The sequence below is a fragment of the Scopulibacillus daqui genome, assembly GCF_016908855.1.
GTDB classification, from domain to species: Bacteria; Bacillota; Bacilli; order Bacillales; family Sporolactobacillaceae; genus Scopulibacillus_A; species Scopulibacillus_A daqui.
The window spans coordinates 64,155-89,169 of the sequence record NZ_JAFBER010000012.1; the positions used below are offsets into that span (position 1 = coordinate 64,155).

Annotated in this window: 25 protein-coding genes and 1 other RNA gene; 3 read left to right on the forward strand and 23 right to left on the reverse strand. The window is 40.1% G+C overall.

What is annotated here, in order from left to right:
* Positions 1–60: 60 nt before the first annotated feature.
* From JOD45_RS10065 to JOD45_RS10085, 5 genes are all read right to left on the reverse strand, one after another.
* Positions 61–294 carry a YrhC family protein gene (locus JOD45_RS10065; protein WP_205003758.1) on the reverse strand — a complete coding sequence of 78 codons (234 nt, stop codon included), beginning with the start codon at positions 292–294 and terminating at the stop codon, positions 61–63.
* Positions 295–436: 142 nt separating this feature from the next.
* Complete coding sequence (locus tag JOD45_RS10070; RefSeq protein WP_338056074.1) at positions 437–901, reverse strand: S-ribosylhomocysteine lyase; 465 nt, start codon at positions 899–901, stop codon at positions 437–439.
* A complete protein-coding gene (gene mtnN / locus JOD45_RS10075) occupies positions 894–1,598 on the reverse strand; it encodes a 5'-methylthioadenosine/S-adenosylhomocysteine nucleosidase (RefSeq protein WP_205003759.1) in 705 nt (234 codons plus the stop codon). Before mtnN ends, JOD45_RS10070 begins: the two co-directional genes overlap by 8 nt.
* Positions 1,599–1,843: 245 nt before the next feature.
* Positions 1,844–2,617, reverse strand: coding sequence for a type I 3-dehydroquinate dehydratase (gene aroD / locus JOD45_RS10080; RefSeq protein ID WP_205003760.1), 774 nt, complete (start codon positions 2,615–2,617; stop codon positions 1,844–1,846).
* 85 nt (positions 2,618–2,702) lie between these two features.
* The gene (locus JOD45_RS10085; protein ID WP_205003761.1) at positions 2,703–3,377 is read right to left on the reverse strand and encodes a YrrS family protein; all 675 of its coding nucleotides are present in this window, start codon (positions 3,375–3,377) and stop codon (positions 2,703–2,705) included.
* A gap of 236 nt (positions 3,378–3,613) precedes the next feature.
* On the opposite strand from JOD45_RS10085, the gene JOD45_RS16575 reads away from it, so the two are divergent.
* Positions 3,614–3,856, forward strand: a complete 243-nt coding sequence (locus JOD45_RS16575; protein WP_205003762.1) for a KTSC domain-containing protein — start codon at positions 3,614–3,616, stop codon at positions 3,854–3,856.
* A 45-nt stretch (positions 3,857–3,901) separates the two neighbouring features.
* Here JOD45_RS16575 and greA read toward each other — a convergent pair whose 3' ends face one another.
* The 15 genes from greA to cymR form a co-directional block, all read right to left on the reverse strand.
* Positions 3,902–4,378: a transcription elongation factor GreA gene (gene greA, locus JOD45_RS10095; protein WP_205003763.1), complete on the reverse strand. Its 477-nt coding sequence runs from the start codon at positions 4,376–4,378 to the stop codon at positions 3,902–3,904.
* 105 nt (positions 4,379–4,483) lie between these two features.
* Positions 4,484–5,122: a uridine kinase gene (gene udk / locus JOD45_RS10100; protein ID WP_205003764.1), complete on the reverse strand. Its 639-nt coding sequence runs from the start codon at positions 5,120–5,122 to the stop codon at positions 4,484–4,486.
* A 115-nt stretch (positions 5,123–5,237) separates the two neighbouring features.
* Positions 5,238–5,879 (reverse strand): O-methyltransferase, encoded by a 642-nt coding sequence (locus tag JOD45_RS10105; protein ID WP_205003765.1) that lies wholly within the window; start codon positions 5,877–5,879, stop codon positions 5,238–5,240.
* 50 nt (positions 5,880–5,929) lie between these two features.
* The gene (gene mltG / locus JOD45_RS10110; protein ID WP_205003766.1) at positions 5,930–7,054 is read right to left on the reverse strand and encodes an endolytic transglycosylase MltG; all 1,125 of its coding nucleotides are present in this window, start codon (positions 7,052–7,054) and stop codon (positions 5,930–5,932) included.
* A gap of 145 nt (positions 7,055–7,199) precedes the next feature.
* Positions 7,200–7,478 carry a DUF1292 domain-containing protein gene (locus JOD45_RS10115; protein WP_205003767.1) on the reverse strand — a complete coding sequence of 93 codons (279 nt, stop codon included), beginning with the start codon at positions 7,476–7,478 and terminating at the stop codon, positions 7,200–7,202.
* Positions 7,479–7,481: 3 nt separating this feature from the next.
* The gene (gene ruvX / locus JOD45_RS10120) at positions 7,482–7,907 is read right to left on the reverse strand and encodes a Holliday junction resolvase RuvX (RefSeq protein ID WP_205003768.1); all 426 of its coding nucleotides are present in this window, start codon (positions 7,905–7,907) and stop codon (positions 7,482–7,484) included.
* The gene (locus JOD45_RS10125) at positions 7,904–8,155 is read right to left on the reverse strand and encodes an IreB family regulatory phosphoprotein (RefSeq protein WP_205003787.1); all 252 of its coding nucleotides are present in this window, start codon (positions 8,153–8,155) and stop codon (positions 7,904–7,906) included. The genes ruvX and JOD45_RS10125 overlap by 4 nt, the downstream gene beginning before the upstream one ends.
* A gap of 110 nt (positions 8,156–8,265) precedes the next feature.
* Complete coding sequence (gene alaS / locus JOD45_RS10130; RefSeq protein WP_205003769.1) at positions 8,266–10,902, reverse strand: alanine--tRNA ligase; 2,637 nt, start codon at positions 10,900–10,902, stop codon at positions 8,266–8,268.
* A 298-nt stretch (positions 10,903–11,200) separates the two neighbouring features.
* Positions 11,201–12,280, reverse strand: a complete 1,080-nt coding sequence (locus JOD45_RS10135) for an AI-2E family transporter (RefSeq protein WP_205003770.1) — start codon at positions 12,278–12,280, stop codon at positions 11,201–11,203.
* A 115-nt stretch (positions 12,281–12,395) separates the two neighbouring features.
* The gene (locus tag JOD45_RS10140) at positions 12,396–12,593 is read right to left on the reverse strand and encodes a hypothetical protein (protein ID WP_205003771.1); all 198 of its coding nucleotides are present in this window, start codon (positions 12,591–12,593) and stop codon (positions 12,396–12,398) included.
* Between the two features lie 85 nt (positions 12,594–12,678).
* A complete protein-coding gene (recD2, locus tag JOD45_RS10145; protein ID WP_205003772.1) occupies positions 12,679–14,988 on the reverse strand; it encodes an SF1B family DNA helicase RecD2 in 2,310 nt (769 codons plus the stop codon).
* 17 nt (positions 14,989–15,005) lie between these two features.
* Positions 15,006–15,674, reverse strand: a complete 669-nt coding sequence (locus tag JOD45_RS10150) for a tetratricopeptide repeat protein (protein ID WP_205003773.1) — start codon at positions 15,672–15,674, stop codon at positions 15,006–15,008.
* A gap of 256 nt (positions 15,675–15,930) precedes the next feature.
* The gene (gene mnmA / locus JOD45_RS10155) at positions 15,931–17,067 is read right to left on the reverse strand and encodes a tRNA 2-thiouridine(34) synthase MnmA (protein WP_205003774.1); all 1,137 of its coding nucleotides are present in this window, start codon (positions 17,065–17,067) and stop codon (positions 15,931–15,933) included.
* Between the two features lie 166 nt (positions 17,068–17,233).
* Entirely contained in the window at positions 17,234–18,379 is a 1,146-nt protein-coding gene (locus JOD45_RS10160) for a cysteine desulfurase family protein (protein ID WP_205003775.1), read from the reverse strand.
* A 170-nt stretch (positions 18,380–18,549) separates the two neighbouring features.
* Positions 18,550–18,972 carry a cysteine metabolism transcriptional regulator CymR gene (gene cymR / locus JOD45_RS10165; protein ID WP_205003776.1) on the reverse strand — a complete coding sequence of 141 codons (423 nt, stop codon included), beginning with the start codon at positions 18,970–18,972 and terminating at the stop codon, positions 18,550–18,552.
* A 290-nt stretch (positions 18,973–19,262) separates the two neighbouring features.
* Here cymR and JOD45_RS10170 point away from each other — a divergent pair, with 290 nt between their 5' ends.
* Positions 19,263–20,588 (forward strand): AAA family ATPase, encoded by a 1,326-nt coding sequence (locus JOD45_RS10170; protein ID WP_205003777.1) that lies wholly within the window; start codon positions 19,263–19,265, stop codon positions 20,586–20,588.
* Positions 20,589–20,696: 108 nt separating this feature from the next.
* On the forward strand, positions 20,697–21,350 hold the full coding sequence (locus JOD45_RS10175) for an RsfA family transcriptional regulator (RefSeq protein ID WP_205003778.1): 654 nt from the start codon (positions 20,697–20,699) through the stop codon (positions 21,348–21,350).
* Between the two features lie 64 nt (positions 21,351–21,414).
* Here JOD45_RS10175 and ssrS read toward each other — a convergent pair.
* From ssrS to hisS, 3 genes are all read right to left on the reverse strand, one after another.
* Positions 21,415–21,601: non-coding RNA, 6S RNA (ssrS, locus tag JOD45_RS10180), on the reverse strand.
* Positions 21,602–21,798: 197 nt separating this feature from the next.
* Complete coding sequence (gene aspS, locus JOD45_RS10185) at positions 21,799–23,589, reverse strand: aspartate--tRNA ligase (RefSeq protein WP_205003779.1); 1,791 nt, start codon at positions 23,587–23,589, stop codon at positions 21,799–21,801.
* Between the two features lie 2 nt (positions 23,590–23,591).
* Positions 23,592–24,860 (reverse strand): histidine--tRNA ligase, encoded by a 1,269-nt coding sequence (gene hisS, locus JOD45_RS10190; RefSeq protein WP_205003780.1) that lies wholly within the window; start codon positions 24,858–24,860, stop codon positions 23,592–23,594.
* Between the last annotated feature and the right edge of the window lie 155 nt (positions 24,861–25,015).

Here is a 25,015-nt window from a genome sequence, read left to right on the forward strand (position 1 = left end):
ACTTATAAAAAAGACATACCAATCAAAAAAAACCATAGTCCAATAAACATTGGTCTATGGTTAATGCTTTTCTAATTTTTTCTTTGCTACTTGCATTCTCCAGAAAAAGAGCAAGGCGATGATCATGACTCCTAAACAGCTGCAAGTGAGAATCTCAGTTTTTTCAACCGTCTTTCCCTGAAAAGGAATTAATGTACCTATATATAAAAACATACTCAAAATCATAAATATAAAACTGAAACGCCGATAATCAATGACTTTGAGTTTAAGATCCTTCAACTCTCGTTCACTCATACATCACGCCTCCCTAAATTTACTTTTAACATGGATAAGTAAAATCTGACATGCATGCCTGTAAAAAGAGGGAATAAGCGTTTGAAACTTTTTGAGTAAGATTGGAGAAATAACGCTTAGTTTCTTACCGTCTCTTACCCGGTTATGCAAAGACTTCCGTCCATCCATCCTTGCCTTCAAGCATTTTTGCGGCAATCTTCTTAGCGCCTTCAAGACTGTGGCTCGCTGCCCATCCGCATTGAACTTCATTGCAAGCGGGAACTTCCGTCGCTTTTAAGACATCATTCAATGTTTCCTCAAGTGCTTGAAGGACACTGTCATAGCTGTCATTGTTCATGATAGAAAGATAGAAGCCTGTTTGGCAGCCCATTGGACCAATGTCCAGAACATTATCCATATGGTTGCGAATATTTTCTGCCATAAGATGCTCTAACGAGTGAAGCCCTGGCATATCCATGTGTTCTTTATTTGGCTGACAAAAACGGATATCATACTTATAAACTTTATCACCGTGCATTCCTTCAGTAACACCGACTAATCTCACATAGGGCGCCTTAACCTTCGTATGGTCAAGATTAAAACTTTCAACATTCATTTTTTTAACCACGTTTTTCCAACCCCTTTAACATATTTAAAATCAGGTTAGCAGAGTTTTTAGCAGCAACTTCTAAAAACTGTTCGAATGAAATACCCGCTTCCTTGCCGGCAATATCCGAAAGGGAACGGATGATAACAAACGGTGTCTTGAATTGATAACACACTTGAGCAATCGCTGCCGCTTCCATCTCCCCTGCTTTTAGATTGGGAAACTTCTCTTTGACCGATGCCACTCTTTCCGCGTCAGACATAAAGGAATCGCCTGTGGCAATCAAGCCTTTTACGGCTTTGATATCGGCCGTCTCTTCGGCTGCCCTTTCTGCAACCTCTACCAAAAATGCATCTGGTTGATAGAAAGCAGGCATTCCCGGCACTTGACCGTATTCATAATCAAATACAGTTGCATCGACATCATGATGACGGACTTCAGTGGAAATTACTACATCCCCCACTTGAAGATCTTGATCAAACCCGCCGGCAGATCCTGTATTAATTACATAGTCAGGTTTATAATCATGGATTAAAATTGACGTTCCCAAAGCAGCATTTACTTTTCCAATACCCGATTGCAGCAGCACAACATCGAACGGCCCCAGCTTCCCGCTGTAAAAGCGGCACCCTGCAACTTCCTTTTCTGCAAGGTTTTGAATATGTCCTTTTAGTAATTCAACTTCTTCGTCCATTGCACCAATTAAACCTATTTTCATGGAACTTCTCCTTCTAAATGTGTTAGTAAGATTATTTTAACATCGTTCTGCCTCTGTTTCTACATATCGGGATGACGTTTAAAAACAAATTCTTACTTTTATTCTCATCTTGCCGAAACTTCAAGAGAAATCCATTTCAACCGCTTGATTGTTTACACGCACGGTCATTAGGATGATCATTACAATATCATGGATCTTTTTCATTTCTTTGGACAGAGGAGGTCTTATGTTTTTTACTTTACCCTTCAATCAATCATTGACTTTTGAACAATATTGAGAACCGTTTTCAAATCTTCAATAGGGATTTGTCCGGGTGCTGAACTATTTTCACCGACCGCAAAGGTTACACAAGAACCAAAAACACCCCCGAACATGCGCGTTAAGGTTCCATAACCGCCCATTGATATTGTGATTAACGGTATGTTCAACTTTTTGTTTCCTTCATATGTTACATTTAATAGAGTTAAGACATCTTTCAGTGTTTTGGGCATAACAGCAGCTTTGGCAATATCAGCGCCGCAGGCTTCAGCCTCCAATAATTTCTTCATTAAAACGTCTTGGGATGGCGTAGATTCAAAATGATGATAAGACATGATCATTTTTAAACCTGCGTCATGAGAGACTTTTCGCAAATAACGCAGATGTTCCAAACGGTTGCTTAATTCAAAATCTATGATATCCGCCGCGGTGTTTTTACAAATTTCTATATACATTTCAAGAATTTCTTTTTCTGATAATGGTATCGGCTGTCCCCCTTCTCTTTGGGAACGGTTAGTAAAAATAACCGGAATATCTCCTGCATTTTCACGTATTCTCTTCGCTAGTGCAATGACTTCATCAGTATTTTCAATTTTATCAAAAAAATCAGCGCGCCATTCAATTAAATCCGGCTTTTTAGCTGTCACATGAGTTAATTCTTGTAAAATTTCTTTTTGAGTGCGCCCGATAATTGGTGTACATATAAGCGGTTGGGCTGGATCTCCTAACGTTTTGCCCCTTAGTTGAATACGTTTTTCCATGTTTATCCTCCTTGTATCGTTTAAAATAGCGTCTCTTGCCAATAGTGTTAAAGAAATAAGGAGACCAAGTAGAGGTCTCCTTAAGTTATGGTTTTTTTACGCTGTCCGCTTTCCATCCTTCACCTTGTTTCCATGTAAGATGAACAACGTATTTTTGATCAGCACTGCCTTTTGGGGCAACGCGAGCCAATGAACTGTTTGAATCGCCTCCGTTACCAAGCCAATAGACGACTATTTGATCTTGTGGTATACCAGTTGCTAACGATACAGCTGCTATTTGGGCATCCCAGTCTTTTGAGCCTTTATCATAAGAAGCTGTATGATTTTCTTCATTTGCCGTTGCAGCCGCTTGATTGTTTAGCTGATGATTTTTATCATCTTTTTTATTGCTGTCTTCTTTTTTCTTTTCTTTATCATTCTGATTTTTGTCGGACTTATGATTGGACTTATCCTCTTTTTGCTTGTCCTTTTCAGACTTAGTGTCATCTTTATGCGCTGAAGATTGATGTTTGTCATCATTCTTTTGCATATCGCCGCTATTGTTGTCTTCTTGAGCACTCGTTTTTTCGCTATTCTTTTTATAAGTAGGCGCTCCTGTATCAGCTGACTTCTGCTCAGGCGAATGGAAGAGAGACACTAATATGACTCCCCCAATAACTAATATAAGTGCAGCGACTATTCCGATCGCCCAGTTTAATATACGGTCAGCCTTCTTTCGTTTTCTTGAAGAACGTGAAGGAGAGTTATTGTCCTGTCTCATTCTCATGTTCCTCCTTTTATAGATATAATTACATTGTAACATCTTTATAAGTTTCGTTGGGTATTAAATTATATTAACCGTCATATAAAAGTTAGAAAGAAAAGATCATTTCTATCATAATAACAGTTTCTCCTTTATTAAAGAGGGAAACATTGTCAGATTACCACTAGTTTTGACAAAAGGAAGGAATATTTTTTATAAAACGCAAATAGATATGGAGTAAGGAGGTTGTCAAAGTGAATTTTACAACGTTTAATAAAGATTTCTCCCGCCTTGAGAGTTTTGATACGATTGGCTACGATCGTCAGACAGAAACCTTACAAATTATATTTTTTGACGGGTCCAAAAAAACTTACTTCCATGTATCTGAACAGACCGTCTTCCGCTTTCTCTTATCAGAAAATAAAGAAGCCTATTATGAAAACGTTATCGACGACAAATTTAAAGATGACAAAAAAGCCCGAACTTATACCAATTAGTTCGCGCTTTTTTGTTAAATTGAACCCGTCTGACGGCGGGTTCTATTATTTAACTTCTAAAATTTTAACGAGTAAATCTCCGCCTGGCGTCGGAACTGTTACTTCCTCGCCTACAGAACGTCCGATAAGGCTTTTGGCCATCGGCGAATCATTAGAAATCTTTCCTTCAAAAGGATCTGATTCTGCGCTGCCGACAATTGTATATGTTTCCTCTTCACCGTCAGGAAGTTCTTTAAAAGTCACTGATTTACCAATGTTAACAGTGTCTGTATTTGCCCCATCATCTTCAATGATAACGGCATTGCGGATCATTTGCTCCAGTTGTTGAATCCGCGATTCAACAAAAGCTTGCTCATCCTTTGCAGCATCATATTCAGAGTTTTCGGAGAGATCGCCAAAACTGCGGGCAATTTTAATTCTCTCAACAACTTCTTTTCTCTTTTCAGTTTTTAAATATTCAAGTTCTTCCTCAAGCTTCTTTTTACCCTCAGCTGTCATATAATGCTTTTTCTCTTCAGCCATTCGGTCCACTCCCTTTTTTTATCATAAGAAAACTTGGCTGATGCCAAGCTTTTAAAGGATGTTCAAAAAATTTTTCGTTGTTTGTCCTTTTTTTGAACACAATAACTAAGCTAATGAGTTATTCTTTTCTAAAATAGAATGGATTTTAGTAACCATTAAATCAATGGCAACAGCATTTTGCCCGCCTTCAGGAATAATGATATCAGCATATCGCTTTGTAGGCTCAATAAATTGCAGATGCATTGGCCTGACAACAGTAATATACTGATTAATCACTGATTCAACAGAGCGGCCCCTTTCTTGCGTATCTCTTAAGAGCCTTCTGATAATTCGAAGATCAGAATCAGTATCGACAAAAACCTTTATATCCATTAAGTTGCGAAGTCTTTCGTCTTCTAGTATGAGAATGCCTTCTAAGATGATAACATCTTTTGGCTCGACAGGAATTATTTTATCAGATCTTGTATGTGCTGTATAGTCGTATACTGGTTTTTCAATAGGTTTAAATTGGAGAAGTTGATTTAAATGTTCGATAAGAAGATCATGATCAAAAGCCAGAGGATGATCATAATTGGTTAATAACCGTTCTTCCATTGTTTTATGACCCTGCGCCTTATAATATGCATCTTGTTCAATAATTGCAATCGATTGATCAGGAAAATTCCGGTAAATTTCCTTTGCTACCGTTGTCTTGCCTGAACCCGTTCCTCCGGCAACACCTATAATGATTGGTTTTCTGTTCATGATAATACTTGTCCTTTCCTTCTATCTTAGCCAAAATGAATGATGTTTACCCTATAAAAGGCATTTAAAAAGCAATAAAGATATTTTTTTCGTGCAGCACTCAATCATGCAGAGCTCATTTTTTTGCTGACACTGCTATCCCGTCACCGACAGTTAAAAACACACTATCAAAATCGGGGTGGGATGAGAGCCATTCATTATAACGATTAATTTTTTCCGCTAGTTTCCTAAGGCGTTTGCTCTCCGCACGTTCCGGATGAGCAGCCAGGCCTCGAAACAAAACATTATCTGTAATGATTAATCCGTTCTGGGATAAAAGCGGCGAATACAATTCGAAAAACAACCGGTATTGCCCTTTGGCAGCATCTATAAAGATAAAATCAAACGGCGCATATTGCCTGATTTCTTCAGCTGTTTCTGCTGCATCCCCTTTGATGACTTGAATCCGTCTATCCAAACCAAATGATTGAATGTTTTTTAATGCTTCCTTATACATCTCTTCTTGACGTTCTATTGTAAATATCTGTGCAGACTCAGAAGCTAACGCCATTTTAATTGCCGAATACCCTATAGCCGTTCCAATTTCTAAGATCCGCTTAGGCTTGATCAGCTTAATATAGTGCTGGACGAGTGCCATCCCGTCCGGCTGCATAATTGGAATTTTCCTGTCTCTTGCATCTTTTTCAAGTTTATCAAGCATAGGTATATTTTTTGGCGCAAGCGCTGCGGTATATCGTGATAAGCTTTGATCCTCCATCCAGTACACCTCTATCAAACATACAGAATAAGAGGAGTGTCATACCCCTCTTAACTTTTTACCTTATCCCATTCATGTCCATATTTCTTCACGACTGCGTCATGCTCTTTTAATGTTTTTGTAAAAATGACTTCGCCGTTAGGTCTTGCAAAGAAATAAAGATCATCGCTCTTAATCGGCCATAAAACGGCTTTAATGGCCTCTTCGCCCGGATTATTAATAGGGCCAACCGGCATTCCCTTATTTTTATAAGTATTATACGGTGATTTAATATCTAAATCTTTATATGTTGTACGATACAAATGCTTTTGTTTAGCATAAGCGATCGTTGGATCTGTTTGCAAAGGCATTCCTTTATCTAACCGATTATAGAAGACGCCGGAAATTTTCTTAAGATCGTTTATATTTTGGGCTTCTCCTTCTAATAAGGATGCCATAGTTAAAATCTTATGAACAGACCCAAGCTGATTGTTATTTATTTGCTTTTGATATTTATTTAAAACTTCCTGCGTTTTATTTAACATAGCTTTAACAATCGCATCCAACGAAGGGTCTTTCTCTTGAAAACGATAAGTCGCAGGATATAAGTAGCCTTCAAGCGGATATTTTATTTTTTTATTTAATATATCATCGGTCAGAAACGGATAATCTTTCATATAGTGTTTCTTGATATAATTCCGGTCCTGCATTTTACTTAGAATGTCTTTTTCATTAAGGTTCGTATTCTCAGCAATCCGGTGAGCAATATCTTTAACCCACCAGCCTTCCGGTACCGTTATCTGAAAAGCGGCTGATTGGTTTTTCCCAGTGTTGAGGGATTGAATAATTTCTTCAGTTGACATAGATGGTGAAAAAAGGTACGTACCCGCTTTAAAGTTGCTTTCATTTTTATATTTTGCATAGTATCTGAAGACTGATGCATTGTTAATAACGCCTTTATCTTCAAGCATTTGGCTAATTTCAGCGCTTGATGTACCGTTTGGAATATTAATGGTTACCTGTTTTGCACTTGTCTTATCGACTGGCGCTAACGCTTTTTTTACATAAAAAATACCGCCGCCGGCGATGATAGCCAGTACAGCTAAAACAATAACAGCGATGATCCCAAAACGGCGCAGACGATTGCTTTTTCTTTTGCCATTTAAAAATTTAATTTGGTCATCAGATTTCGACACAAAAGGACTCCCCTTTCAAGGTACCTAGTCCATTATACACTATGATAAAAAAATGTCATCATTTGTTTTAAAAATTGTCGAAACCACATTTCAAATTGTATAGAGCAAAGCCTCCTTATTTAAAAAAGGAGGCTGAGACCTTTCATTAGAGATCAGATTCCGCTAGAAATGTATTAAACATTTCTTCGACCATATCCCATTCTTTATCGGTTTCTATCGGATAGAGATTAAATTCTCCGTCCTTATCTTCATAGCGGAAACCATACACTTCCTGCATCTCTTCTTCATCATCGCTTGATTCTACGGGTTTAACAACCATGTAAGATTTTTGTGTCTCATCAACATCAAATGTAAAAATCACATCAAACAGATGCTCTTCACCATTCTCATCAGGGATAATGATACGATCTTGTTCTTCGTTCATTTTCTACACTCCATTTCCATTGTGATCTAGATAGCTTTGAAGAATCATCACCGCAGCCATCTTATCAATGACTTTCTTTCGCTTTTTCCGGCTGACATCAGCCGTAATTAACATTCGTTCCGCTGCCATCGTTGTTAGCCGTTCATCCCACATCTCTACAGGCAATTGAAATTTTTTCTTTAAACTTTTTGCAAAGGCTTGGCAAGCTTCCCCCGATTCACCAATTGTTCCATTCATGTTTTTCGGAAGTCCGACAACTATTTTCTCGACACCGTATGCCTCAATTAATTCTTTGATACGGTCATAAATGAGATGTCTTTTATTCTCTGTATAATGGATGGTTTCTATACCTTGGGCGGTAAAACCAAGCAAATCACTTATTGCAACGCCGACAGTTTTGCTGCCGTAATCTAATCCCATGATTCTCATAGCCGGCCATCACGGTGCTGCTTAAGATAAGTGGTGACCAATTCCTCAATTAATTCATCGCGTTCAATTCGACGAATAATATTTCTGGCATCTCGATGGCGGGGAATATAAGCGGGATCTCCTGACAATAAATAACCGACGATTTGATTGATCGGATTGTACCCTTTATCTTTTAAAGCATTGTATACCTTAAGCAGGGTATCTCTCGCATCACGATTATCCGGCTCTTCATTAATGCTAAACTTCATTGTTTTGTCCAAATGTATCCTTCCCCCTCATCTGAAAATGATATGTGTCCAAAAAGCGGCCTACAGGACAAAAAAACTGTTAGCCGGCTTTTTGAACATCTATGAAGTATCTATGAAAAGCTTTTAATCCAATCGGCTACACAAGACAGAGCATCTTCCACTTGAGCAGGATTTTTCCCGCCGGCTTGAGCCATATCCGGACGGCCTCCTCCTCCGCCGCCGCATCTTGATGCAACTTCCTTTATAAGTTTCCCGGCATGGTATCCTTTTGAAACCAGATCTTTTGTCACACCACTGGCAATGTTTACCTTTCCATCATTGACTGCTGCCAGAACAATAATACCTGTCTCCAGTTGGTTTTTAAGGTGGTCAACCATCGAGCGTAAACTGTTCATGTCTGATACATTCACTTTTTTAGAAATATAAGGGATTCCATCAGCTTTTTGAACAGATTGAAGCAAATCATTAGCCTCAGCATTACCTAACTTCGATGTCAGCGATTCATTTTCCTTTTCCAAGTCTTTGATTTGTTTTTGAAGACTTTTAATACGATCAGGTACAAGTTCAACATTCGTTTTCAGCAAATGAGCAGCTTCTTGCAGCTCTTGAACAAAATGGTTCATCCGTTCATAAGCATACCGGCCTGTCACTGCTTCAATTCTTCTTGTGCCGGCACCTATGCCAGTTTCAGCGATAATCTTAAATAAGCCGATTTCCGCTGTATTATTGACATGGCAACCGCCGCACAACTCCAAGCTGTAATCGCCGACTTTAACAACTCTAACAACATCGCCGTACTTTTCTCCAAATAATGCCATAGCCCCCATGGCTTTAGCTTCGTTAATCGGCATTTCCGCTGTTTCAACAGAAATATTTTCCCAAATCTTTTCGTTTACGATTTGTTCAATTTTCTTAAGCTCTTCTTCTGTCACTTGGCCAAAATGCGAAAAGTCAAACCTTAACCGTTCAGGTGCAACAAGCGACCCTGCTTGATTGACATGTTTGCCAAGGACATCTTTCAATGTCTGATGAAGCAAGTGTGTGGCTGTATGGTTTTTTTCGATAGCAGAGCGGTTTGTTTCATTAATTTCTGCCTTCAATGAATCTCCGTTCTGAAGGTCGCCTTCCTCGACGATAACTGTATGCAAATGCTGTCCATTTGGCGCTTTTTGCACATCTTTAACCATAAGCTTTGTTTTCTCGTTAACCAAATAGCCCTGATCAGCTATTTGCCCGCCGCTTTCAGCATAAAAAGGAGTCACATTAAGAATAATTTGAACCTCATCACCTTGCTTTGCCGCGCTGGCAATGCTGTTATCTTTAATAATGGCAACGACTTCCGAAGAGACTTCGTGTTCAGTATAACCGACAAACCGGCTTTCGACATTGATATTGCGCAATGTTTCGCTTTGAACTTGCATTGAATCTGTATCTTGGCGAGCAGCGCGCGCCCGTTCTCTTTGTGCTTCTAATTCTTTTTCAAAACCGTCTTTATCTATAGACAATCCTTCATTTTGTGCGTATTCTTCCGTTAATTCAAAAGGAAATCCGAAAGTATCATAAAGTTTAAAAACATCGGCTCCTGATATCATTTTCTCGCCGTTAGCTTTTGCTTCAGCAATCACATCTTTTAATATGTCCAAGCCTTCGTGAATCGTTTCGTGAAAACGCTCTTCCTCGTGACGAATCACTTTCTGAACAAAGGCTGATTTTTCAACGACGTTATCATAGAAGTCTTTCATAATATCAACAACGATCGGCACAAGTTCGAACATAAACGGTTTGTTGATATCGAGATCCATCGCAAACCGGACAGCCCGTCTGATGAGACGGCGAAGCACATAGCCGCGGCCTTCATTAGAAGGCAATGCTCCATCACTAACTGCAAAAGTAACCGCTCTGACATGATCTGCAATAACCTTAAATGCCGTGTCTTTTTCTTTTGTTTCACCGTATGTTTGTCCGGAGATTTGTTCAATTTTATGAATGATAGGCAAGAACAAATCGGTATCAAAATTCGTTTTTGCATCTTGTATGACCGAAACCATTCGTTCGAGCCCCATGCCTGTATCAATATTCTTCTTTGGAAGCGGAGTATAGCTGCCGTCAGGATTATGGTTAAATTGTGAAAACACGAGGTTCCAAATTTCTAAATACCTTTCATTTTCTCCGCCCGGATATAATTCAGGGTCGTTCGGATCATTTCCGTAAGCCTCACCTCGGTCATAGAAAATTTCTGTATTTGGACCGCTTGGGCCTTCCCCAATATCCCAGAAATTTTCTTTTAACCGAATAATACGTTCCTCCGGCAGACCGATGACCTCATGCCAAATTTTATAAGCTTCATCATCTTCCGGATGGATGGTAACTGATAATTTGTCCTCATCAAAACCTATCCACTTCGGACTTGTTAGGAATTCCCATGCCCAACGGATAGCTTCTTCTTTGAAATAATCGCCAACTGAAAAGTTTCCGAGCATTTCAAAGAAAGTATGATGGCGGGCTGTATAACCGACATTTTCAATATCATTTGTTCTAATGGCTTTTTGAGCATTAACAATCCGCGGATTTTCTGGAACAACGCGCCCATCAAAATATTTTTTTAATGTGGCTACGCCGCTGTTAATCCAAAGCAACGAAGGATCATCATGCGGAATAAGAGATGCACTCGGTTCAACTTTATGATTTTTTTCTTTGAAAAAATCAAGAAACATCTGCCGAACTTCTCGAGAAGTTAATTTTTTCATATTCATAACCTCCTGTAATTCTTTATTTAAATAAAAAACTCCCATCCCAATCAGGGACGAGAGTTAGATCTCACGCGGTACCACCCTAGTTGCAGACCTCGATAGTCTGCCACCTTGTTCAGATTTAACGGATCTCTCCGGCAGGGATTAGCTGCTCTCCAGAGTAGCAACCGTTACTCCTCATTGGATTTTCTTTCAGCCAAGGAAAATCCTCTCTAGAAATGATCCATAACGGCAAGCTCTTTCAACAATTTTTCTATATAACGGGTTTTAAAATATCACATTATGTATGTCGATATTATAGATGAGAACCGCTCTCCTTGTCAATTTCTTGATGGCGGTTCCGAATATATCTAATTATTACTCTAATTGTTACAAAAATCGGGACGGCAAATAACATCCCTGCAACACCCGCTATTTCGCCGCCAATAATAATCGAAAACATAATATAAGCAGGATGAATGTCCACGCTTTTTCCGACGATCAAAGGGCCGATAATATGTCCTTCAAGAAACTGCAAAAGCAAAATTAACACTAAAACAAAGATTGTTGTTTTGACAGATACAGTCGTTGCCATAAATACAGCCGGAATGGCGCCGATAATCGGACCGAAGTAAGGAATGATATCCGTTAATCCGACAAAAATGCTTAACAGAAGGGCATACTTGACCTTTAAAAATGACAATCCGACAAAGGCGATAACAGCCAGAATGGCACAAACATATAACTGGCCGCGAATATACTTGCCGAGTTGGTCATCAATCGCAAATAATAATGTTCTTCCCGGCACTCTCCATTTTCTTGGCGTAAGTATCCAAAGACCTTTTTTGATGCCTTCGAAATCTTTTAAAAAATAAAAAGCTAATAGGGGAATCATTAATAAAGAAAAGAACGATTGAAAAACCCACGTAATGCTTCCGATAACCCCTTTTACTAAACGATTCATGCGCCTTTCCAGCAAATTCAGGACCCCGTTAAAATGATCGTGGACCGCTTCAGGGGTGGAATGATATACATCATTGATCCGTTCATGATAGAAGGCCACGTATTTAGGTATTTGGTCGCCAAAGTCTTTTAATTCATCAATCATTGCCGGCATCCCCTTAACCAATCCGTAACCTGTCAACACAAAAAACACAAGGTAAACGATAAGGATAGCCAGTGTCCGGGGAAGCCCTTTGCTATGCGCTTTTTCAATAAGGGGGTGAAGCAAATAAGCAATCAGGGCTGCACTGACAAAAGGAAACAGCACGGCTGCTATAAAATCAAAAACTTGATTGAGAAACGGGAGCAATTTATAAAACAAATAACCGTTTAAAAAAACGAGCAATAATATCGTTAACCTTTTAAGCCAATCAATAGCCGACCATTGTGACATCGATATCCCTCCACGCAAATAGTTTGCGCAGAAATCCTTCTAATATTTCGCATCGATGTTGTTTTGCTATTTTTTAATAGCTAAAACCGGCACATCTTAAAGATACATGCCGGTTTTAAAAGCCGCCTGATTCAGTTTTCAGTTCATGCTCTTCAAATAAATCGTCGAGAGTCGTTAAACTGCCGTCTTCTTCAACTTGGCTGAGGGAAAGCCTGCCGTCTATTAATGCAAGTTCAATAAAACAATCCCAACAATAATATAGGTTAACACCAATTTTTCCTAGATTTTTATTATGACAGTTTGGACATTTCATCTGCGTTCACCTCTATTTCATTTAAAACTGAACAATTTTAAAAAATAGGCTACTAGCATCATGTCCACTTAATCGTTAATTCATACTATATGATATCATTGATTGCCTCATTGGATTCTGGATTTATCCTCTCCCTGAGCTTTTCAGATAGCTTTGAATGCCTTAAATCGACATCAGAGCGTTGAACCGCTTCATTAAATGCCTTCTTATCCCCGCACATAATAAGAAAAGATTTACTTCTTGTAATCGCAGTATATATAAGGTTCCGGCGCAGCATCCGATGATACCCCTTAACAATCGGCAGAACGACAATCGGAAATTCACTGCCCTGAGATTTATGAATCGAACAACAATAAGCTAACGTAATTTGGTTAAGGTCACGCTTTAAATAAGTGACTTCTGTTCCTTCAAATGAGACAACAACCATATCCTCGTGATCAGCCGTTTCCTTCGCAAAAATAACGGCAACAATTTCACCAATATCACCATTAAATACATGCTCTTCAGGATTGTTAACAAGTTGGAGCACTTTATCGCCGACACGGTAAACACGGTCGCCGAATGTTAATGAACGTTTCTGATCTGACGGCGGATTAAAGAGATTTTGAAGGGATTCATTAATGGCTTCAATTCCGGCACTGCCTCGATATATCGGTGCAAGAACCTGAATGTCTTTTGTTGCATAGCCTTTTTTTCGAGCATTTTCGCAAACTTGACAGATGACATCAATGATCTGGTTCTGGCGGCAATCAAAAAAGCGGCGGTCATCTTTAGCGCTTTGAAGATCTTCAGGAATTTCTCCTTCTTTAATCGTATGAGCTAAATCAATAATTGAAGAGCCCTCAGACTGCCGGTAAATATTTTGAAGCTCAATGGTGGGGATAACCTCAGAACTGAGAAGATCTTTTAAAACTTGTCCGGGGCCTACCGAAGGCAATTGATCTTCATCCCCGACTATAATGACCTGGATTTTTTCAGGGAGTGATTTAAATAACTGATTTGCGAGCCAAATATCAACCATTGACATTTCGTCAATAATTAGAAGTTTGCCTTCTATTGGATTTTCTTCATCATGTTCATAACCGGAACCGCCGCCCTTCCAGCCCAGCAGCCGGTGAATGGTAACGGCCGGAAGACCCGTTGATTCGCTCATTCGTTTCGCCGCCCGGCCTGTCGGCGCAACAAGCAGAACCGGAAAAGGGTCATCTTTATAATCTTTAGGGTTAAGCGAAACGCCGTGAAGTTCAGCGTAAACTTCCACTATTCCTTTAATAACGGTCGTTTTGCCGGTTCCGGGGCCGCCGGTCAGCAACATGACAGGAGAGTGTATGGCTTGTCTAATCGCTTCTCTTTGTGTGATGGAATATTGTATATTTAAGCGTTCTTCGAGATCACCTAGAGCGCTGAGAAATTCAGATTCAGAAAATTCATCGTGAAAATCTGTCTGCTCCATTAATTTTTTGATGCTTGTCACAATCCCTTTTTCCGCAAAATACAAAGAAGGCAAATATACTTCGTTTTCTTCTAATATTAATTTCCCTTCTTCCTCCAAGCTGTCTATTTCCCGGATAATATCCATTTCATCAACCGGCTCTTCAGACGTTGTGATTAACTGTTGAACTTCGCAAAGGGTTTCTTCATAAGGCATAAAGACGTGCCCCTCATCCAGAGCTTTTTGATTGAGCCAATACAAGCAAGCCGCTCGGATACGGTCGGGGTGATTTCCTGAAATCCCTAACACTTTTCCTAATTCATCGGCTCTATGAAATCCAATGCCTTCAACGTCATTAACGAGCTGATAAGGATTATTTTGAATAATATCCAGCGTCATATCTCCATACGTTTGATATATCTTCATAGAAAGCTGCGGACCAAATCCGTAGTCTGATAAAGCAACCATAATCTTCTCTAACCCTTGATGTTGAACGAGCGTCTCATAGAGAAGCTGCGCCTTTTCTTCACTTAATTTAGGTACATTTTCTAAGCATTTGGGATCTTCGAGAATTTTCGATATGGCATTTTCTCCTAGTGTTTCAATGATTCGTTCAGCTGTTTTTTCACCAATGCCGGGAAATAAATCCCCGGACAAATATTGAATCATGCCTGCTTTTGAGTGCGGCAGTAATTTTCGATATTGATAAACTTCATATTGCTTTCCATATTTAGGATGAATTTTAATTGAACCTGTAAATTGATAGACTTCGTGCAGATGAATGATTGGAAAATACCCGATGACGATAATTTCCTTCTCATCAATGGGTTCGTTAGTCTCATTAATTTTAACCCGCATCACTGTGTAGGCATTTGCATCATTTTGAAAAATAATATGTAAAGGAACGCCTTTAATATATTTTTGTTCTCCTTGAAAAAGATCTAATGAAGACTGGTCCGCCATAAAACTGACCCTCTTTCTTACTTCGGTTCATTTAAACGTTCTTCGATTTTCTTAAGTCCGTTAGCTGCCAGCAGATGATCCTTTTGAACAGCAAGCGCCTTTTCAAAATACTGTTTTGCTAATTCAACCTCATCATGGTACATAGCCGAAACGCCAAGATTATAATAGGCGTCTGCATGCTCAGGATCCTGGCTAATGACTTTTTTGAACTGTTCTTCAGCCAATTCTATTTGTCCAATATGCGCCAGTAATAATCCATATTGAAATCGGGCATCAATATCCTCATGATTAAGTTCGACCGCCCTTTGAAAGGATGCAAGCGCCGATCCCGTCTGATTGAGGCGAAGGTAACTCAGCCCCATCATATAATAAACATCTGAGCTTTGATCATCTGCTGTCAGCGCTAATTGATACTTTTTCAAGGCTTGCTTATATTCCTGAAGATTGTAAAATGCATTTCCTAAACCATAAATGGCTGGAAGGTGATCTTCTTTTAGACTTATTGCCTTTTCATAAAAAGACAGCGCTTTTTCAGGTTGCCCTAATGTAACAAGTAAATGTCCGAAATGAGTGTACCCGTTTGGATCCTTGGGGTCCTCTTCAATCGCATCGTTAAAAAATTTTGCAGCCGTTTCAAACTGCCCTTTGTTCATAGCTTCTATACCTTGCTGTAATTTATCTTCCACTTTCCGATCTCTCCATTCAGACAGAGCATTCTATCCGTAGTATATCAGAGTTTCAAGGACATGTTCAAAAAAGGGAAAAAAGGGACGATAAGGCTAAAAACATCACATCCATGCGACAGCGCCAATACCAGCATGTTCTGTATCGGAAGTTCTAGAGCAACACAGTTAATTTTTGAGATAAGAGATGATGCTGGGTGCCGGAGAAATCCGGCAGCACATTTTTCTGAAAGAATTTTTTTAAATTAAAAACTCAACCTTATGATGATAAGGTTGAGTCTACAAAATCAAAATGATCGCCTTCTGGCTGGTTCAATATAAGGTCAATTGTTCCGCCGCCCAGGCAAATATCCCCATCATAGAATACAACAGATTGACCTGGCGTAATCGCCCTTTCAGGTTTATCAAAAATGACCTTAACTTTATCTTTCGTTTTAATGTGAACCGTTACAGGCCGGTCATCTTGACGATAACGAAACTTGGCTGTACATTTCAGGGACTTATCCTCAGGCAATCCATTAATCCAGTTGACGTTTGCCGCAATCAAGCCTTCTGAATACAAAGCTTTATTATGGAATCCTTCAGCAACATACAGAATATTCTTCTTAAGATCCTTTCCGCAAACAAACCAAGGGCCGCCTGGACCGCCAATCCCTAAACCTTGGCGCTGACCATTTGTATAATACATTAAACCGTCATGGTAGCCCTTAAATTCACCATTAATCGTTCTAATTTCCCCTTTTTGTGCAGGGAGATAGCTGCTTAGAAATTCTTTGAAATTCCTTTCGCCTATAAAACAAATGCCTGTGCTGTCCTTCTTTCCGGCGGTTGCTAAATTGTGTTCTTTCGCAATTTCTCTTACTTCCGGCTTTGTCAGTTCGCCGAGCGGAAACATTACCTTTTCAAGCTGTGCTTCTGTTAATTGATTCAAAAAATAGGTTTGATCTTTGTTTTTGTCTAAACCTCGAAGCATCCGAACATGCCCGTCAATTCTTTCGACCCGTGCGTAATGGCCGGTCGCAACATAGTCTGCACCAAGCGCCAGTGCATGCTCAAGAAAGGCTTTAAACTTAATTTCCTTATTGCACATGACATCGGGATTTGGCGTCCGGCCCGCTTTATATTCTGTCAAAAAGTAGGTGAACACTTTATCCCAATATTCCTTTTCGAAATTGACTGCATAATAAGGGATATCAATTTGCCCTGCTACTCTGGCAACATCCTCATAATCTTCTGTTGCTGTACAAATGCCATTTTCATCAGTATCGTCCCAGTTTTTCATAAAGATCCCGACAACATCATAACCATGTTGTTTAAGTAACAGCGCTGTAACCGAGGAATCAACCCCGCCGGACATGCCTACTACAACCCGTGTGTCTCCGGGTGCTTTATCCATGCTTTCATCACCCTTTGGCGTATTTTATGCTTAATTAACTGTTCAAAAGGTCAAGTCAAAGCCGCCCTATCTGAACAGTTACTCATCTTGTTGTTTAATATTTATGATTTTATATAACAATATCAGTCTCAAGAACACCATTCAACTTTTAGCTTCTAAGACATTATTAAGACTGAGTTAACCGATTGACAGTTTCCGCAATAATCTTCCCGGCTTCTTCAACAGTTTCTTCTGTTAATCCATAGCCAAAACTAATCCGGATAGAACTATAAGCGCGATCGGAATCCTTGCCGAACATGGCGGTCAGTACATGGGAAGGCTCAACAGAACCAGCCGTGCACGCTGAACCGCTGGACACAGCGACACCCGCCAAATCCAAGTTCATTAACAGAGTTTCCACTTGTATTCCCGGAAAATAGAGGTTTAAGATATGCGGAAGATAGTGTTCAGGGTCTCCATTAATTTCATATTTGACATGGTGTTGATCTAAAACATGACATAGAGTTTTGCGATAGCCTATATATTTATCAATTTTTGTTAGAAATTGTTCTGAGGCGATGGCTACCGCTTTTTCCAGGCCGACAATACCCGGAACATTCTGCGTCCCGGCACGCCGCTTTCTCTCTTGTTCGCCTCCGTGAGCACGAGAAACTAACTGAACCCCCTCACGGATATATAAAAAGCCGACACCCTTGGGACCATTTATTTTATGCGCAGTCATTGACAAAAGATCAATAGCTGTTTCGCAAACATCCAAATCAATCATTCCGAAAGCTTGGACAGCGTCAGTATGAAACAGCGCTTGATGATTCTCTAAAAGCGCTGCGATTTCCCTAATCGGCTGCACCGTGCCGACTTCATTATTCGCATACATGATCGTGACCAGAATCGTATCTTTTCGCAAAGCGCGCTCTAATTGGCTGAGATCAATCATTCCGTTTTGGTTGACATCTAAATAAGTGACATCAAATCCAACGCTCTCAAGATAACGGCATGCATTTAAAACCGCATGATGTTCAATTTTCGTTGTAATGATATGTTTGCCATGGTCTTTTCGAGCAAACGCGGCACCTAGAACAGCCATATTGTCAGATTCCGTTCCGCCGCTCGTAAACACAATTTCATTTGGCTTTGAGCCAATCATTCTGCTGACCGTTTCTCTTGCATTATCCAAATATTTTCTTGCAGCGCGCCCATATTGATGAATGCTTGAAGGGTTGCCGAAAGCATTTTGATATACTTCAACCATTGCACTCACAACGTCCGGATGAATAGGGGTTGTCGCCGCATGATCTAAATAAATCGATTTCATTATGACACATCCTTTAAAAGTTCAAAAAGTACGGGCACATGAAACGTAATGGAACGGCGTCTTCACCAATGATTAATCACAGGAGTACTGCCGCTTCCTGCCGCAGCCTTGGAATAATTTAAGATGTAAGGGCCGTGTCTGCTTGAACACGACCTTTCATTAAAATTATTTTAAATATAAAACATATACGGATCTTGTACAAGATGATCTTCCTCAAAATGAATGAGATCATCGAGTGAAGTGCTTTCTAATACATCCTTTACAGCATCTTTAATTTTTATCCAAAGCGCCCGCTTGGCCGGGTCATCATCATCCATAACCTCAACCGGCCGAATCGGCCCTTCCAAAACTCTAATAATATCCGCAGCTGTAATGTCTTTTGGATTTTTTGCCAGTACATAACCTCCATAGGCCCCTCTTATACTGTTAACTAGACCAGCGTTTCTTAAAGGAGCAATAAGTTGTTCAAGATAATGCTCTGATAGATCATGTTCTTTGGCAATTGCTTTTAAAGACATTGGCCCATTTCCACTGTTTTTGCCAAGAGCCATCATAATGGTCAGCCCGTACCGTCCTTTTGTGGAAATTTTCAATGCCAAACACCTCTTTCCGTTCGTTTTATTTAATCGCCCTTTTATAATAGAATCATTTTACCCTTAAAAACATGAATGATCCATAGTTTTTAGATACATGTATGATTAAAGGTATTCGAAAGATGTCAATCGCATTTTTATTAAATCAAAAGAAAGCAAACCGTAAATATTATAGCACGAAAAGGCTCATCCTTGCATTCGTCAGCCGCCTGTAGTATTTTCGCCTATAGAAGTCTGTAAACATACTGGCATTTCTAGACCTTAAGAATATAAAAGAAAGGAATAATAGAATGGATCTATTCGACTTTTCCGATGATAAACAAAAAAGCATTGGCAAACCTTTAGCTGAACGAATGCGTCCGAGATCAATAGAAGATTTTATCGGTCAAGAACATATTGCAGGTTCCGGACGTTTATTAAGAAGAGCCATTCAAGCGGATAAGTTAACGCCGATGATTTTTTTTGGTCCGCCCGGTACAGGAAAAACAACACTGGCAAGAATTATTGCCAACAATACTTCGGCACATTTTCAACAGCTGAATGCGGTTACCAGCGGCGTGAGCGACATTAGAAACGTTATTTCTCAAGCTGGAGACAGGCTTAAATACGATGATCAGAAAACTGTTCTATTTATTGATGAGATACATCGATTTAACAAAAGCCAGCAAGATGCCTTGCTTCCGTCAGTCGAAGATGGAACCATTATCCTTATAGGCGCTACAACAGAAAGCCCAATGTTTGAAATTAATCCGGCTCTGCTTTCGCGTTCCAGGTTATTCAGGTTTACCCCGCTGACTCATAAAGATATTGAAAAGATATTAATACAAGCACTTAACGACGAAGAACGCGGATACGGCAAATACCCTATTGAAATAGACAAAGACGCGCTTCAACATCTTGTTCAAGTATCAAACGGGGACGCCAGAACCGCCTTACATGCACTGGAGCTGGCTGTTTTAACAACAGATCCCGATCAGCACGGTACCATTCATATCGATTTGGGTGTTGCTGAAGAATCCATTCAGCAACGCGTCCTCCAATATGATAAATCTGGCGACAATCATTATGATACAACGTCGGCTTTTATCAAAAGCATGCGCGGATCTGATCCGGATGCAACGCTGTATTGGTTGGCAAAAATGATAGAGGCCGGCGAAGATCCTAAATTTATCGCGAGAAGAATTTACATCCACGCAGCTGAAGATGTCGGCTTAGCCGATCCAAACGCACTGCTGATTGCACAGGCTGCTGCTCATGCTGTAACCTTCATCGGCATGCCCGAAGCGCGCATCCCGCTCGCTGAAGCAGCATTGTATATAGCTACTGCTCCTAAAAGCAACTCTGTTCTTAAAAGCATCGACAAAGCGATAGATGCCGTCAGAAATGAAACCTCAGGCCAAGTGCCGATACATCTCAGGGATGCTCATTACAAAGGCGCAGCAAAACTCGGACACGGCATCGGTTACAAATACCCTCATGATTATGAAGATGGGTATACACCGCAAAACTACCTGCCGGAACATCTGGAAAATTTAAAGCTGTACAACCCTTCCCCAAGAGGTTATGAGAAAAGCATACAAAAAAGATTGGATTACTTTAGCAAAAGAAAATCTTAATAGTATAATCTAGTAAATCATCCATAGAAAAATATTTTCTTGCGTATAAAATGATTAACTTTTGTCAATCATTTTTTATAAAGAATAATATTCTAAGGAGAGGTCATCATGACAAAAGTTAGACAAGACGCATGGTCTCATGAGGATGATTTGTTATTGGCAGAAACCGTTTTGCGGCACATTCGCGAAGGCAGCACTCAATTAGATGCATTTGAAGAAGTTGGAGATAAATTAAATCGCACCGGCGCGGCTTGCGGTTTTAGATGGAACGCTATCGTACGAAAGAAATATGAACAAGCTATCGAAATCGCTAAAAAGCAGCGAAAGCAAAGAAAACGAGCTGAACAGCAACGGGTTAGAAACTGGCAAAAACCACAAATGGGTACAACCATGGTTCATCCTTCTGCAGATTTTGACAGTTCATTGCCAGCTTCGCCTTCACAAACAAAACCATTAACATTGGATGACGTTATTAGCTTTCTAGAAAACTTACAAAACCATGATAGAACGAATCAAAAAGTGATCAAAGAAAATGAAAGATTGCGCCAAGAAAATGAAGAGCTGCGCTCAAAAGTCAATGAACTTGAAAAACAGCTTGATAAACTGGAGAAAAATCACAAAATCATTGAGGAAGATTATCAATCTTTAATGAGCATAATGGATCGGGCCAGACGGATGGTAGCTTTCCAAGATCAAGAAGAGCCTGCAGGGCCGACATTCAAAATGGACAAGAATGGCAATTTGGAAAAAATCGCAAAATAAAAAATAACAGTCGATGCGATATCGACTGTTATTTTTATTTGTATTTTAAATACATAAAAAACAAGAGAGCCCCAATAGTGCCGTCTAAACCTTAGTTTTGAAACCCGCGCTCTGGCAGGTGGGTGCCCTGCTTCACCTTTCATGAGTCCTCGGTACGTTATGAGGCATTCACTCCGGATGAAAACGACAAGCTCCCTATCTTTCGATGTTCGGTCAAAACATTCGGTTATCCACGAACACTTCAGGACTCTCTATAACTTTGTATAAACATGATAGCACATGTTTGATTGAGAAGCAATAAAACGGCTAACCCAATTTTTATATTTTTTGGTGTTTTTTCTTAAGGCGGTTACCAAAAAATCCGGTAAATAAGCCCCGAAAACAAACCATCATTCTCTGCTGAAGATGACGTATAGCGCTATTCCCGCTTTACGAAAAGCCAATGATATTATACAGTCGAATTCATTTCCGATGTTTTGCCGGAGACATTCAAGTGCAATTCTTTTAGCTGATCTTGACTTACAGGGCTCGGCGCCTCTGTTAATAGACATGACGCACTTGCTGTTTTTGGGAAAGCGATCGTATCCCTTAAATTAGTCCGTCCCGCAAGAATCATAATAAGCCGGTCAAGCCCTAATGCGATGCCGCCATGTGGAGGGGCCCCGTATTCAAAGGCTTCCATTAGAAAGCCAAATTGTTTTTTGGCTTCATCCATTGAAAATCCGAGCGCCTTAAACATTTTTTCTTGAATATCTCTTTGATGAATACGCTGAGAACCGCCGCCCAACTCATATCCATTAAGAACGAGATCATAAGCTTGAGCTCTTACTTGGCCCGGATCAGTCTCAAGTAAATCAACATCTTCTGCCATTGGCATCGTAAACGGATGATGTTCAGCCACATAGCGGCCCGCGTCCTCATCATACGAAAGAAGCGGAAATTCTGTAACCCAAAGGAATTTTAAGGCCGTCTGATCAATAAGGCCAAGTTCTTTGCCTAGTTTCAAGCGAAGGGCGCCTAGGCTGTCTGCTACAACTTTCGGTGTATCTGCAACGAATAAGAGCAAATCGCCTGATTTGGCATTAGCCTTTCCTATAATATTGGCCGCCGTTGTTTCATCAATGAATTTTGCAATAGGACCTTTTAAACCGTCATCTTCAACCTTTAACCAGGCTAATCCTTTAGCACCGTGTGTTGAAACAAAATCAGCGCATGCATCAATCATCTTCCTAGAATAATTGGCCGCCTGTCCTTCAACATTAATTGCCTTGACTTGGCCGCCATCAGCAACAGCTTGGCTGAATACTTTAAATCCGCACTCCTTCACTGCAGCAGATAAATCAATGAGTTCCATGCCAAAACGTGTATCCGGCTTATCGCTGCCATATCTGGCCATTGCTTCGCTGTATGGCATCCGTTCAAACGGTTGGCTGATCTCGACACCTTTAATTTCTTTAACCAGTTCAACCATCATTTGTTCCATCATTTGCATGAACGGTTCTTGTTCAAAAAAGGACATTTCAATATCAACTTGTGTAAATTCCGGCTGGCGGTCTGCCCGGAGATCCTCATCCCTGAAACAGCGAACAATTTGATAATATTTCTCCATGCCCGCAACCATTAATAATTGTTTGAAAATTTGCGGCGATTGCGGCAGTGCGTAAAATTCTCCTGGATGCACCCGGCTTGGCACCAGATAATCCCGTGCGCCTTCCGGTGTGCTTTTTGTCAACATTGGGGTTTCAATTTCGAGATAGCCTTGCACATCAAGAAAATCACGAATTTTCTTAGTGATTTTATGGCGCATTTTAAATGTTTCAAGCATCTCTGGCCGCCTTAAATCTAAATAACGATATTTCAAACGAATATCTTCTGAAACATCTGTTTTATTTTTGATTTCAAACGGCGGTGTTTTTGATTTATTAATAATTGCAACGTTTTGCACAACCATTTCAATTGAGCCGGTCGCCATATTTTCGTTTATTGACTGTTTGTCGCGAAACACAATTTTTCCTTCAGCTTCAATGACATATTCGCTTCTAATTTTTTCAGCGATTTCAAGCGCTTCTTTTGATACTTCAGGATTGAAAACGATTTGTACAAGCCCTGACCGGTCCCTTAAATCAATAAAAATTAATCCGCCTAAATCTCTTCTTTTTTGCACCCAACCTGCCAATTTCACCTGTTTGCCGACATGATCTTCGCTTAATTGACCGCAATGTTCAGTTCGATACATCATTGTCACCTCTTCAAATGTTTTTGTAAGTATGCTTCCAGTTCATTAATCGCGATTTGAGCTTCTTCACCTGTTGCCATATTTTTTACATTAATGACGTTCTGTTCTAATTCCGTTTCACCCAGAGTGGCAACAAAACGTGCATTCAGCCTGTCTGCCTGTTTGAATTGACCTTTTACTTTTCTATCCATGTAATCTTTATCAGCAGATAAGCCGGCCTTTCTTAAGTTAAACAGAATCGGAACGGTTCTTTCCTTTGCCTTATCGCCAATCGCCACGAGAAAGCAATCTAATGTCTCGTTAACAGGAAGTTTGACATTTTCTGCTTGAAGAGCGAGCAGCAACCTTTCTGCGCCAAATGCAAATCCGACTCCAGGCACTTCCGGACCGCCTAGTTCACTGACTAATCCGTTATAGCGGCCGCCGCCGAGCAAAGTTGTAATAGCGCCAAACCCTTCACCCATAATTTCAAAGGTCGTGTGATTATAATAATCAAGCCCGCGAACAAGGTTAGGGTCGACCACATAATCAATTCCCATATCGTCAAGCATTTTTTTGACTTGATCGAAATAAGCCTTTGATTCGCTGTTTAAAAAGTCTAAGATTGATGGCGCAGTTTTCATCGCGGGATGCTCCCGGTCTACTTTACAATCCAAAATTCTCAGCGGATTTTGTTCCAGACGCTTTTGACAGTCCGGACAAAATTCATCGATAGACGGTTTAAAATGATCGATTAGAGCTTGGCGGTAAGTTTGCCGGCTCTCAGGGTCTCCAAGGCTGTTGAGCACTAATGTCAGCTTCTTCAACCCTAGATTACGGTAAAATGTCATGGCTAACGCAATCACTTCAGCATCAATCGCCGGATCACTGCTGCCAATGGCTTCAACGCCGATTTGCGTAAATTGCCGTGACCGTCCTGACTGCGGACGCTCATATCGAAACATCGGTCCAATATAATAAAGTTTAACAGGCTGATTAGGCAAACCAAACATTTTATTTTCTACAAATGACCGGACAATAGATGCGGTCCCTTCCGGCCGTAATGTTAAACTTCTGCCGCCGCGATCTTCAAAAGTGTACATTTCTTTTTGGACAATATCTGTAGAATCGCCGACACCTCTCTGAAAGAGTTCAGTCGACTCAAAAATAGGGGTGCGTATCTCTTGATAATTAAATTGTTTGAATACCAGCCTTGCTTGTTCTTCAATATACTGCCATATACTAATATCATTAGGAAGAATATCTTGTGTCCCTCTTGGAATTTTAATGCTCATCATAAGCCTCCTTATCGTTTTTATCGAAAGAACAAAATCGCTAGCGCGACTTAATTACTCCCCAAGTGTAGCCTTTTCACTTGGGATTCTTTTTTGCTCGTCGCATAGTACCTTCACAAAAAGGACAGACTACCTCTACTTCTTCATGTTTTTCT